The sequence below is a fragment of the Nocardioides silvaticus genome, from assembly GCF_003160695.1.
Lineage (GTDB): Bacteria > Actinomycetota > Actinomycetes > Propionibacteriales > Nocardioidaceae > Nocardioides > Nocardioides silvaticus.
Genome location: NZ_QGDD01000002.1, coordinates 59198 through 71217, shown reverse-complemented (window position 1 = coordinate 71217; position 12020 = coordinate 59198). Strand labels below are relative to the sequence as shown.

The following is a 12020-nucleotide window of genomic DNA, read 5'->3' as shown; positions in this document are numbered from 1 at the left end:
TCAGGCCGGCTGCGCTGCGCCCAGGATCGCGACCACCTCGTCCGGCGAGGTCGCAGCCTCGAGCCGGGCCACCTGCTCCTTGTCGACGAAGATCTCCGCGATCCGGGCGAGCAGCTTGAGGTGGTCGTCGCCCCGGGCCGCGACGCCGACCACGAACTTCACCTGCTTGCCGTTCCAGTCGACCCCGTCGTCGTACCGGACGAACGAGACGGCGGTGCGTCGGATCGACGGCTTCGCCTCGTTCGTGCCGTGCGGCAGCGCGAGCCCGTTGCCCATGAACGTCGACACCGACCTCTCCCGCTCGTGCATCGCGGCGACGTACGACGCGTCGACCGCCTCGGCCGCGATGAGCAGCTCGCCGGCGCGGGTGATCGCATCGTCCCGGCTGGTGCTGACAGCGCCGAGGACCACCGAGTCGGGCGACAGCAGGTCGCCGCCGACGGGGCTGCCCGTCGGCTCCGGCGCGGCCGCCGGCGCCGGTCCCCCGCCGCCGTTGCGCTGGCGCACGAGCTCCACGATCTCGTCGTAGGCCGGGCTGTCCATGAAGTTCTCGACCGACACGTGCACCGCCGATCCCGAGCGGAGCGCTGCGCGCTCGGTGAGGTCCTGGTGGCTGACGACCAGGTCGTGGTCGTCGGTCAGGTTGGCGATCGCCTTGTTGACCACGGTGACGTCGGTGAAGCCCGCGCCGTGCACCTTCTTGCGCAGCACCGACGCGCCCATCGCGGACGAGCCCATCCCGGCGTCGCAGGCGAACACGATCGAGCGGATCGGCCCGGTGGCGGCGGAGGCGGCGCCGGCGACGAGCGCCGACGAGGCGATCGACGACCTGCCCTTCATCGCCTCCATCCGCTGGGTGGCGCCGACGAGCTCGTCCTCGGCCTCGACGGTCTTGTCGGTCTTCAGCAGGAAGGCCGCCACGACGAAGGACGCGGCCGCCCCGCCGATGATCGACAACGTCACGCCGACGACGCTGTCCCCGGGCGTCTGGGCGTAGACGGCGATCACCGAGCCGGGGGCGGCCGGCGCCCGCAGGCCGGAGTCGAAGAGCACGTTGATGAAGATCTGCGTCATCCCCCCGGCGAACATCGCGAGGATCAGCTTCGGCTTCATCAGGACGTAGGGGAAGTAGATCTCGTGGATGCCGCCGAAGAAGTGGATGATCGCGGCGCCGGGCGCCGAGGCCTTCGCCAGGCCCTTGCCGAAGATCGAGTAGGCGAGCAGCAGGCCGAGACCGGCGGCCGGGTTGGCCTCCAGCAGGAACAGGACCGACTTGCCCTGCTCGAGCGCCTCGGTCGAGCCGAGCGGCGTGAGCACGCCGTGGTTGATGGCGTTGTTGAGGAACAGCACCTTGGCGGGCTCGATGAGCAGCGAGGTGAACGGGAGCAGGTCGTGGTCGACCAGCCAGCCGACGCCGTCGCCGGCCTCGTCGCTGATCCGGGTGAGGATCGGGCTCATCCCGAAGAAGCCGAACGTCGCGAGCAGCATGCCCCAGATGCCGGCGGAGAAGTTGTTGACGAGCATCTCGAAGCCGGGGCGGATCTTGCCGTCCCAGATCGCGTCGATGTTCTTCATCGTCCAGCCGCCGAGGGGGCCCATGATCATCGCGCCCATGAACATCGGGATCTCGGTGCCGGCGATGACGCCGAACGTCGCGATCGCGCCGACCACGCCGCCGCGGGTCTCGTAGACCATCCTGCCGCCGGTGTAGCCGATCAGGACCGGCAGCAGGTAGGTGATCATCGGCCCGACGATGCCGCCGCCGGCGAACTCGCCCCAGCCGCCGATCTCGGCGACCCAGCTGCCCGGGTCGTCCCCGATGCCGAGCTCGGCGAGCCAGCCCACCTCGATGAACAGGGCGGTGATCAGGCCCCAGGCGATGAACGCGCCGATGTTCGGCATGACCATGTTCGACAGGAAGGTGCCGAACCGCTGGACGCGGACGCGGACGCCGCCCTGGGGTGCTGCCTGTGAAGTCATCGTGGCCATCGCTCTGCTTCCTGCCAGACGGACGTGACGCCCGTCACTCGATCTGTGAATGTCTTTGTATCGCGCCCATTTTCGTGCAGTCAACCCCCTATAACCACAAATCCGCAGACCCAAAGCCAACCAAATACGGTATGGTCGAGCAGTCAGACCGCTCTCGGCCCCAGGAGGCAGATCGATGAAGGCCCTTCGCTTCTACGCACCGGAGGACGTGCGCGTCGAGGAGGTGCCCGAGCCCGAGTGCGGACCCGACGAGGTCAAGCTGAAGGTCCGCAACTGCTCGACCTGCGGCACCGACGTGAAGATCCTGCACAACGGTCACCAGAACCTGACTCCCCCGCGGATCACCGGCCACGAGATCGCCGGCGAGGTGGTCGAGGTCGGAGCGGACGTGGCGTCGACGTACGGCGCCTCCTGGTCGGTCGGCGACCGCGCGCAGGTGATCGCGGCCGTGCCGTGCGGCGAGTGCTACGAGTGCCGCAAGGGCTGGATGGCGGTCTGCCAGAACCAGACGTCCGTGGGCTACCAGTACGACGGCGGCTTCGCCGAGTACATGATCGTCCCCCGCCAGGTGCTCGCCGTGGACGGCCTGAACCGGATCCCCGACGGCGTCGGCTTCGCCGAGGCCTCGGCCGCCGAGCCGCTCGCCTGCGCCATCAACGCCCAGGAGCTGCTCGGGATCGAGGAGGGCGACACCGTCGTCGTCTTCGGCGCCGGACCGATCGGGTGCATGCACATCCGCCTCGCCCGCGGCGTCCACGGGGCCGGCCCGGTCTACCTCGTCGACGTCAACGCCGACCGACTGGCGATGTCCGCCGACGCCGTGCACCCCGACGAGGTCATCGACGGCTCCCAGGTCGACGTCGTCGAGCGCGTCCTCGAGCTCACCGGCGGCCGTGGCGCCGACGTCGTGATCACCGCGACCGCCGCCAACGTCACCCAGGAGCAGGCGATCGCGATGGCCGCCCGCAACGGCCGGATCTCGTTCTTCGGCGGGCTTCCCAAGACCAACCCGACGATCACCTGCGACTCCAACGTCGTCCACTACCGCCAGCTGCACATCCACGGCGCCAACGGCTCGGCGCCCGAGCACAACAAGCGGGCGCTGGACTACATCGCGAGCGGCCAGGTCCCGGTCGCCGACCTGATCACCGAGCACGTGCCGCTCGAGCGGGTGCTCGACGCGTTCGCCATCGTGGAGAAGGGCGCTGCCATCAAGGTCACCGTGGAGCCCTGAGCCACGGCTCGTTCGTGGTAGGACAAGCCCTGTGTATGCAGAGGAGCGCCAGCAGGCGATCGCGCAGCTGGTGACCGAGACCGGGCGGTGGTCGGTCAACGACCTCGCGTCGCGGTTCAAGGTCACCACGGAGACCGTACGCCGCGACCTCTCCACGCTCGAGAGCATCGGCCTGGTCCGCCGGGTCCACGGCGGCGCCGTCGCGGGCGACCGGCTGGCGGTCATCGACACCGCGATCGGCGAGCGCGACGTCGCCCATGCCGAGCAGAAGGACCGGATCGCGCAGGCCGCGCTGGGGCAGCTGCCCGTCGCCGGCGGATCGGTGCTGCTCGACGCCGGCACGACGACCTCCCGGCTGGCCGCCGCCCTGCCGTCGGACCTGCCGCTGGTGGTGATCACCCACGCCGTGCCGGTCGCGGCGCGGCTGGCTCCGCGCGGCAACCTCGACCTTCACCTGCTCCCCGGCCGGGTCCGCCCGACCACGCAGGCGGCGGTCGGCGCCGACGCGGTCGCCGCGCTGGGCGAGGTGCGCGCCGACGTCGCGTTCGTCGGCACCAACGGCCTGACCCTGGAGTACGGCCTCTCGACGCCCGACATCGAGGAGGCGGCGGTGAAGCGGGCGATGGTCCGCAGCGCCCGCCGGGTGGTCGTGCTCGCCGACTCCTCCAAGCTCGGCGTCGAGAGCCCCGTGCGGTTCGCGACCATCGACCAGCTCGACGTGGTCGTGACCGACCCCGGCATCGACGCCGGCGACCGGAGCGCGCTGGAGCGGTCGGGCATCGAGGTCATCGTCGCCTAGCTGGCCTAGCCTCCTGCGGTTCGGGTACCGAGCGCCTCACCACGAGGGAGGCACGAGGGAGGAGAGCGGAATGGCAGACGCGAACAAGGCGGGGAGCGTGGCCGTGGAGCTGCACCGTCAGGTGCTGCAGGTGCTGTTGGACAAGATCGAGGCGGACCGGTTCCCCTCGGTCACGATGATGGACATGGCCGAGGAGCTCCTCGCGCCCGAGGACGTCGCGCCGTACGCCGAGGTCCTCCTGGACAAGATCCGTGAGTCCACCTACCCCAGCCTCGACCTGCTGCGGAGGGTCAGCGCCTTCGCCTGACCGGCGACCACGGGCGTCCGGGGCGGACCGCACGACGCGGTCCGCCCCGGAGGACCCTGCAGATCGGTCAGTTCACGTTGACGGCGCTCCAGGCGGCGGCGACGGTGGACCGCTGGAGGCTGTTCGCGCCGAACAGGTCGGAGGCGGCGTTGAGGGTCGCGGTCCGGGCCTGGGCGTAGGTCGTGCCCGACGTCATGTAGGCCGTCAGCGCCTTGAACCAGATCTTCTCCGCGTCACCGCGGCCGATCCCCTGGATCGTCGAACCGTTGCAGGTCGGCGAGTTGTGGACCTTGTCGCCGATCGTCTTCTGCCCCGATCCCTCGGCGAGCAGGTAGAAGAAGTGGTTGCCGACGCCCGAGGAGTAGTGCACGTCGACGTTCTTGGTCGACGTGCTCCAGCAGGAGTGCGAGCTGCCGTCGAGCGACGGGTTGTCCATCCGGCGGAAACCGGAGTGGTCGGCGAGGTCGAACTCCTCGCCGATGTAGTAGTCGGCGGGGTCGTTGGCGTTCGCGGCGTAGAACTCGACCATCGTCCCGAAGATGTCGGAGGTGGCCTCGTTGAGGCCGCCGGACTCACCGGAGTAGGTCAGGCCGGCCGTGTTCTCGGTGACGCCGTGCGACATCTCGTGCCCGGCGACGTCGAGCGAGACCAGCGGGCCGAACGTGGTGCCGTCGCCGTCGCCGTACGTCATCTTGGTGCCGTCCCAGAACGCGTTCGCGTAGGCGTTGCCGTAGTGGACCCGGTTGAAGGATCCGCTGCCGTCGCCGAAGATGCCGTCCCGCTGGTGGACGAGCTTGTAGTAGTCCCAGGTGACGCTGGTGCCGTACTGCGCGTCGACGGCTGCGGACTCCCGGTTGCTCGTCTGGCCGTTGCCGAACGAGGTGTCGGTGCTGGTGAAGAGGGTGCCGTTGCTGCACCCGAGGCCCAGCAGGGTGCAGAGGACGCTGTCGGACTTGTTCTTCATGTCGGTGGTGTAGGTGTTGCCGCGGGTCGGGTCCTTGAGCTGGTAGCTCGACCCGGACGGCGTGACCTGGAGGTCGACGGTGCCGCTGTAGAGCGAGGTGCCCTCGCCGTCCGCGGTCTGGATCCGCTCCTCGCGGCGGATGACGGCGCCGGTGCGGGCGTCGACGTAGGTCAGCAGCCGGCTGGGGGTGCCGTCGGTGTAACGGCCACCGGTCGTGACCTCCCACGCCAGCCGCGGCGCACCGCCGATCGTGTTCACGACGAGGCGGGTCGTGCCCTCCACGCGGAGCTTGCGGATCTTGCGGGTGACCTGGTCGCGGGCGGTGACCGCGCGCTCGGCGCGGGCCTTGCCGACCGTCGGCCGGACCGAGAGGCGCAGCGGAGCCGCGAGGGTCTGGCTCACGCCCTCCCACGTCGCGTCGGGGCCCTGGTGCACGACCAGGTCGCCGCCGATGACGGGGAGTCCGCGGTAGGTGCGGTCCAGACGGACGTGGGTGGCGCCGTCGGCGTCGCGGATGGTGGCGACGGAGCGGAACTCCTGCCCCTTCGTCGCGCGCGCCGCGACCGGGTGCTCCTTCAGTGCGGCGACCGCGCGGTGGGCAACGCGGTCGTCGCTCGGCCGGGCGCTGCTCGGCGAGGCGTTCGAGGCACCGGTGGGGGCGCCGAGGGTGAGCGTGGCGACGGCAGCGACGGCAGCGGTGGCTGCCGCCAGGTGGGTCCGAGATCGGCTCCCGAGATTCGACACGGTTCTGCTCCTTCGTGGGTGTGCCGGCGCGACGGTTCGCGCGGGCGAGCAGACTGTCCCACCGCTGCTGGCACACGGCCAGCCGGTCGCACGTGCAGGTTCGTGCACCGCAGGAACCTGCAGCGGTGCCGGATCAGAGATCCAAGAAGCCTTCTAGGCCCACGGTGAGGCCGGGGTGGTCGGCGATCTTCCGCACGCCGGTGAGGACGCCCGGGGTGAAGGACGCGCGGTCCAGCGAGTCGTGCCGGATGGTGAGCGTCTCCCCCAGGCCGCCGAGGACGACCTCCTGGTGGGCGACCAGGCCGCGGATCCGCAGGCCGTGCACGTGGATGCCGTCGACCACGGCGCCGCGGGCGCCGTCGAGGGCCGTCGACGTCGCGTCGGGGACCGGGCCACTGCCGGACTCGCGGCGCGCGGCCGCCACCAGCTCCGCAGTACGACGCGCGGTGCCGCTCGGCGCGTCCGCCTTGTCGGGGTGGTGCAGCTCGACGATCTCGACCGACTCGTAGAACGGCGCGGCCGTGGCGGCGAAGCGCATCATCAAGATGGCGCCGATGGAGAAGTTCGGGGCGATCAGGACGCCGACCTCGGGGCGGTCGGCCAGCCAGCCGGTGAGCGTGTCCAGCCGGCCCTGGTCGAAGCCGGTGGTGCCCACCACGGCGTGGATCCCGTGGTCGATGCAGAGCTCGAGGTTGTCCATGACCACGTCGGGATGGGTGAAGTCGACGACGACCTGTGCGCCGGACGTCAGCAGCGCGTCGATCGGGTCGTCCTGGTCGACCTCGGCCACCAGCGCGAGGTCGTCAGCGGCCTCGACCGCCTTGCACACCTCGGACCCGACCTTGCCGCGCGCCCCCAGGACCCCGACCCGTACCCGACTACTCTCCACGGTCTCCAACCTAGTGCTCGTCGGTCTCGGAACCCCGTCGGTCCCGCGGTTCGACCCGCCGATCTGGCAGGCTGGACCCATGGCGGTGCAGACGATCCCGGCCCGGCTCCGCTGGGCGGTGGACTTCATCGACGTGCAGCCCCAGGACCACATCCTGGAGATCGGCTGCGGCTCCGGGCACGCCGCGGACCTCATCTGCCGGCGGCTGGAGGGGCGCGGCAAGCTGTTCGCGATCGACCGCTCCGAGGCGGGTGTGGACCGCACCAAGCAGCGCTGCGCAGCCCACATCGAGGCCGGCCGCCTCACCGTGCGACAGATCGACCTCGCGACGCTGCGGGTGCCGGTGAAGCGGCTGACCAAGGTCTTCGCCTTCGACGTCAACCTGTTCTGGGTGCGCGACTGCAAGGAGGAGGTCGCCCTGCTGCACGAGCGCGTGCTCCCCGGCGGCTCGGTCAACCTGTTCTACGACACCACGCGTCCCGAGCAGGTCCCCGAGATCATCTCCAAGACCGCCGAGGCGCTGACCCAGGGCGGCTTCCGCGTCTACATCGCCACCTCCGACAAGCCCCCGGTCGTCGGGATCATCGGGCGCCGATGAGTCCAGTCCTCGCCCGAGCTTGCGAGGGCGTCGACTGGACTCAGCAAGCGTCGGTCGTCGAGTAGCGCGCACGACCGAGGAACGAGGTCGTGACCGCGCGTATCGAGACGCCGCGAGCCGAACGCCGACCTCGCCCGAGCTTGCGAGGGCGTCGACTGGACTCAGCAAGCGTCGGTCGTCGAGTAGCGCGCACGACCGAGGAACGAGGTCGTGACCGCGCGTATCGAGACGCCGTGAGCCGAACGCCGAGGTCGACAACTGACAGTGGCCGAGGCCGACGCCCACGTCACCGGGTCTCGATACGCGCCGTCACGGCTTCGCAAGCTCAGCCGTGGGCGCTACTCGACCACCACAGTTGCCGACCGACTATGGTCCGACGACGGCCAGCAGCTCGGGCCGCGAGAACACGTCGTGGGCGACGGCCTGGACGTCCTCGAGGGTGACGGCCTCGATGCGCGCCATCACCTCGTCGATGCCGAGCACGTCGGCGTAGACCAGCTCGGCCTTGCCGAGCCGCATCATCCGTGAAGCGCTGTCCTCGAGGCCGAGGACGAGGCCGCCGATCAGCTGGCCCTTGCCGCGGGCCAGCTCCTCGGCGGTGATGCCGTGGGCGGCGATGCGGGACAGCTCGACCCGCACCACCTCGAGCACCTCGTCGAGGCGGTCGGGCAGGCAGCCGACGGCGACGCCGACGAGCCCGGAGTCCGCGTAGTGGCTCGCGAAGGAGTAGACCGAGTAGGCCAGGCCCCGGTGCTCACGCACCTCCTGGAACAGCCGGCTCGACGTGCCGCCGCCCAGGGCGGTGTTGAGCACGCCGAGGGCGAACCGTCGGTCGTCGTCACGGGCGATGCCCTCGACCGCAGCGACCACGTTGACCTGCTCGAACGGACGGGAGACCCGGCCCTCGCGGCCCCGGATGCGCGGGCGACGGTTGCTGGTGCGCGGCCCGTGGGGCGCCGCGGCGTCGTCGAGGAAGCCGTGGCGGGAGAAGTGGCGGCGGATCGCCCGTACCACCTCACCGTGGTCGACCGCGCCGGCGACGGAGATCACCATGTTCTCCGGCCGGTAGTGCTTGCGGTAGAAGCGCAGGATCTGCCCCTGCGTCATCGCCTCGATCGACTCGGTGGTGCCGGCGATCGGACGGCCGAGCGGGCCGCTCCCCCACGCCAGCTCCGCGAGCAGGTTCTGCACGACGTCGTCGGGGTCGTCCTCGTGCATCGCGATCTCGTCGAGGATCACGTCGCGCTCGGCGTCGACGTCGTGCTGCTCCAGCAGCGACCCGGTGATCATGTCGCCGAGCACGTCGACCGCCAGCGGTAGGTCCTCGCCGAGGACCCGCGCGTGGAAGCAGGTGTACTCCTTCGCGGTGAACGCGTTGAACTCGCCGCCCACGGCGTCGAGCGTGATCGAGATGTCGAGCGCGGACCGCTCGTCGGTGCCCTTGAACAACAGGTGCTCGAGGAAGTGCGACGCGCCGTGGGTCGTCGGGGTCTCGTCACGGGAGCCCACGCCGATCCAGATGCCGATGGAGGCCGAGCGGGCCCCCGCCATCTGCTCGGTGACGATCCGCAGGCCGGACGGCAGCACCGTGCGTCGTACCTGTGACGTCACGTGGCCGGCGGCGTCGCGCACCGTCTCCAGCGTGCTCGTGGACGCGCGACCCGCTCCGGAGGCGGCCGGGAGAGCCGACGGCCGGCCAGCGTGACGCTGGCCGGCCGTCGGGACGGAGATGGTCACGGAGTGGTCACTCCGCGTCCTCGGCGCCCTCGGCGTCGCCGGCCTCGGACTCGGCCGCAGCCGACTCCTCGACCACGGGGACCAGCGAGAGCTTGCCGCGGTCGTCGATCTCGGCGATCTGAACCTGGAGCTTCTGGCCGACCGAGACGACGTCCTCGACGTTCTCGACCCGCTTGCCGCCGGCGAGGTCGCGCAGCTTGCTGATGTGCAGCAGGCCGTCCTTGCCGGGCATGAGCGAGACGAACGCACCGAAGTTCGTCGTCTTCACCACGGTGCCGAGGTAGCGCTCGCCGACCTCGGGCATCGTCGGGTTGGCGATCGCGTTGACCGCAGCCTTGGCGGCCTCGGCCGCCTCGCCGTTGGTCGCCCCGATGTAGACGGTGCCGTCGTCCTCGATGGACAGCGTCGCGCCGGTGTCGTCCTGGATCTGGTTGATCACCTTGCCCTTGGGCCCGATGACCTCGCCGATCTTGTCGACCGGCACCCGGATCGTGATGATCCGCGGGGCGTGGACCGACATCTCCTCGGGCTCGGCGATGGCCTCGGCCATGACGTCGAGGATCGCGAGCCGGGCGTCCTTGGCCTGGGTCAGCGCCGCGGCGAGGACCTCGGCCGGGATGCCGTCGAGCTTGGTGTCGAGCTGGAGGGCGGTGACGAACTCGCGGGTGCCGGCGACCTTGAAGTCCATGTCGCCGAACGCGTCCTCGGCGCCGAGGATGTCGGTGAGCGCGACGTACTGCGTCTCACCGTCGATCTCGCCGGAGACGAGGCCCATCGCGATGCCGGCGACGGCGGCCTTCAGGGGCACACCGGCCTGCAGCAGCGACATCGTCGAGGCGCAGACCGAGCCCATCGAGGTCGAGCCGTTGGAGCCCATGGCCTCGGACAGCTGCCGGATGGCGTAGGGGAACTCCTCGCGGGTCGGGAGGACCGGCAGGAGCGCGCGGCGGGCGAGCGCACCGTGGCCGACCTCGCGACGCTTCGGCGAGCCGACCCGGCCGGTCTCGCCGGTGGAGAACGGCGGGAAGACGTACTTGTGCATGTAGCGGCGCGACTTCTCCGGGGAGAGCGTGTCGAGCTGCTGCTCCATCTTCAGCATGTCCAGCGTGGTGACACCCAGGATCTGGGTCTCGCCGCGCTCGAACAGCGCCGAGCCGTGGACGCGGGGCAGGACGCCGACCTCGGCGTGCAGCGGGCGGATGTCCGCCAGGCCGCGACCGTCGATGCGGACCTTGTCGCGCAGGATGCTCTCACGGACGAGCGCCTTGTTGACCGAGCGGAACGCCGCGCCGATCTCCTTCTCGCGACCCTCGAACTGGGCGCCGAGCGAGGCCAGGACCTGGTCCTTGAGCTCGTCGGTGCGGTCGTTGCGCTCCTGCTTGTCGGCGATCTTCATCGCCTCGGCGAGGTCGCTCTTGACGGCGGCCTCGACGGCGTCGAACACGTCGTCCTCGTAGTCGAGGAAGATCGGGAACTCCTGGACCGGCTTCGCGGCCTCCTTGGCGAGCTCGACCTGGGCCTCGACCAGCTGCTTGATGAACGGCTTGGCCGCGTCGAGACCGCCGGCGACGACCTCCTCGGTGGGGGCCTGGACGCCGTCCTGGACCAGGGTCCAGGTCTGCTCCGTCGCCTCGGCCTCGACCATCATGATCGCGACGTCACCGGTGTCGGTGACGCGACCCGCGACGACCATGTCGAAGACGGCGTTCTCGAGCTGGCTGTGCGTCGGGAACGCGACCCACTGGCCGTCGATCAGGGCGACGCGGACACCGCCGACCGGGCCGGAGAACGGCAGGCCGGAGAGCTGGGTCGAGATCGACGCGGCGTTGATCGCCAGCACGTCGTAGGGGGTGTCGGGGTTGAGGGCCAGGACGGTGATGACGACCTGGACCTCGTTGCGCAGGCCCTTCTTGAAGGTCGGGCGCAGCGGCCGGTCGATGAGCCGGCAGGTGAGGATCGCGTCCTCGCCCGGGCGGCCCTCGGACCGGAAGAAGGAGCCGGGGATCTGGCCCGCGGCGTACATCCGCTCCTCGACGTCGATCGTCAGGGGGAAGAAGTCGAAGTGGTCCTTGGGGTGCTTCCCGGCCGTGGTGGCCGAGAGCAGCATGGTGTCGTCGTCGAGGTAGGCGGTCACCGAGCCGGCGGCCTGCCGGGCCAGCAGCCCGGTCTCGAACTTGACGGTGCGGGTGCCGAACTTCCCGTTGTCGATGACGGTCTCTACGGCGGAGATGACAGGTTCAGTCAAGATGTTCTCTTATTCGTACGGCGCGGAGCACGCTGCCCCGCAGTCAATTGGACTTGTTGTCTCGGAACTCACAGTAGCGGTGCTGCGAGGAAAAACAGAAAGGGCGGCCCCCAGGGGACCACCCGTTCCGTGTGCATGAGAAGTCGCGATCAGCGGCGCAGGCCGAGACGCTCGACGATCGAGCGGTAGCGCTCGATCTCCGTCTTCTTCAGGTAGTTGAGCAGTCGGCGGCGCTGACCCACGAGGAGCAGCAGCCCGCGGCGGCTGTGGTGGTCGTGCTTGTGCTGCTTGAGGTGGTCGGTCAGGTGGCTGATCCGGTGGCTGAGCAGCGCGATCTGCACCTCGGGCGAACCGGTGTCGCCCTCAGAGGTGGCGTACTCGGCGATGATCTTCTTCTTGGTCTCCGCGTCGGTACCAATGGCCATGCTTCTTCGGGTTCCTTCCGATTCGTTGCGCGGCGCGCCCGGGCATGTCCACCGGGGCACTCTGGATCCGCGGCCGTTCGACGGCAACG

General features: G+C 70.1%; 10 protein-coding genes. 4 read left to right on the top strand and 6 right to left on the bottom strand.

What is annotated here, in order from left to right; all coding sequences use genetic code 11:
• A complete protein-coding gene (locus DJ010_RS05160) occupies positions 1-1980 on the bottom strand; it encodes a PTS mannitol transporter subunit IICBA (RefSeq protein ID WP_245927229.1) in 1980 nt (659 codons plus the stop codon).
• A gap of 184 nt (positions 1981-2164) precedes the next feature.
• Here DJ010_RS05160 and DJ010_RS05155 point away from each other — a divergent pair, with 184 nt between their 5' ends.
• From DJ010_RS05155 to DJ010_RS05145, 3 genes are all read left to right on the top strand, one after another.
• Positions 2165-3223, top strand: a complete 1059-nt coding sequence (locus tag DJ010_RS05155) for a zinc-dependent dehydrogenase (protein WP_109692593.1) — start codon at positions 2165-2167, stop codon at positions 3221-3223.
• 31 nt (positions 3224-3254) lie between these two features.
• Complete coding sequence (locus DJ010_RS05150) at positions 3255-4022, top strand: DeoR/GlpR family DNA-binding transcription regulator (RefSeq protein WP_109692592.1); 768 nt, start codon at positions 3255-3257, stop codon at positions 4020-4022.
• A gap of 70 nt (positions 4023-4092) precedes the next feature.
• Positions 4093-4329: a hypothetical protein gene (locus tag DJ010_RS05145; protein ID WP_109692591.1), complete on the top strand. Its 237-nt coding sequence runs from the start codon at positions 4093-4095 to the stop codon at positions 4327-4329.
• A 67-nt stretch (positions 4330-4396) separates the two neighbouring features.
• Here DJ010_RS05145 and DJ010_RS05140 read toward each other — a convergent pair whose 3' ends face one another.
• Together DJ010_RS05140 and dapB are read right to left on the bottom strand one after the other, a co-directional pair.
• Entirely contained in the window at positions 4397-6037 is a 1641-nt protein-coding gene (locus DJ010_RS05140) for a M4 family metallopeptidase (protein ID WP_109692590.1), read from the bottom strand.
• A gap of 133 nt (positions 6038-6170) precedes the next feature.
• Positions 6171-6926, bottom strand: coding sequence for a 4-hydroxy-tetrahydrodipicolinate reductase (dapB, locus tag DJ010_RS05135; RefSeq protein WP_245927226.1), 756 nt, complete (start codon positions 6924-6926; stop codon positions 6171-6173).
• A gap of 79 nt (positions 6927-7005) precedes the next feature.
• On the opposite strand from dapB, the gene DJ010_RS05130 reads away from it, so the two are divergent.
• Positions 7006-7524 (top strand): class I SAM-dependent methyltransferase, encoded by a 519-nt coding sequence (locus tag DJ010_RS05130; protein ID WP_109692588.1) that lies wholly within the window; start codon positions 7006-7008, stop codon positions 7522-7524.
• A 366-nt stretch (positions 7525-7890) separates the two neighbouring features.
• On the opposite strand, the gene DJ010_RS05125 is transcribed toward DJ010_RS05130, so the two are convergent.
• From DJ010_RS05125 to rpsO, 3 genes are all read right to left on the bottom strand, one after another.
• Positions 7891-9156: a M16 family metallopeptidase gene (locus DJ010_RS05125; RefSeq protein ID WP_245927224.1), complete on the bottom strand. Its 1266-nt coding sequence runs from the start codon at positions 9154-9156 to the stop codon at positions 7891-7893.
• 112 nt (positions 9157-9268) lie between these two features.
• Positions 9269-11506, bottom strand: a complete 2238-nt coding sequence (locus tag DJ010_RS05120; protein WP_109692587.1) for a polyribonucleotide nucleotidyltransferase — start codon at positions 11504-11506, stop codon at positions 9269-9271.
• Positions 11507-11655: 149 nt separating this feature from the next.
• Positions 11656-11931 (bottom strand): 30S ribosomal protein S15, encoded by a 276-nt coding sequence (gene rpsO, locus DJ010_RS05115; protein WP_109692586.1) that lies wholly within the window; start codon positions 11929-11931, stop codon positions 11656-11658.
• Positions 11932-12020 lie beyond the last annotated feature (89 nt).

Excerpts from the sequence above, each read along its gene's own strand:
- DJ010_RS05160 (WP_245927229.1), bottom strand. The coding sequence starts at position 1,980 with ATGACTTCACAGGCAGCACCCCAGGGCGGCGTCCGCGTCCGCGTCCAG.
- DJ010_RS05155 (WP_109692593.1), top strand. The coding sequence starts at position 2,165 with ATGAAGGCCCTTCGCTTCTACGCACCGGAGGACGTGCGCGTCGAGGAG.
- DJ010_RS05145 (WP_109692591.1), top strand. The coding sequence starts at position 4,093 with ATGGCAGACGCGAACAAGGCGGGGAGCGTGGCCGTGGAGCTGCACCGT.
- DJ010_RS05130 (WP_109692588.1), top strand. The coding sequence starts at position 7,006 with ATGGCGGTGCAGACGATCCCGGCCCGGCTCCGCTGGGCGGTGGACTTC.
- rpsO (WP_109692586.1), bottom strand. The coding sequence starts at position 11,931 with ATGGCCATTGGTACCGACGCGGAGACCAAGAAGAAGATCATCGCCGAG.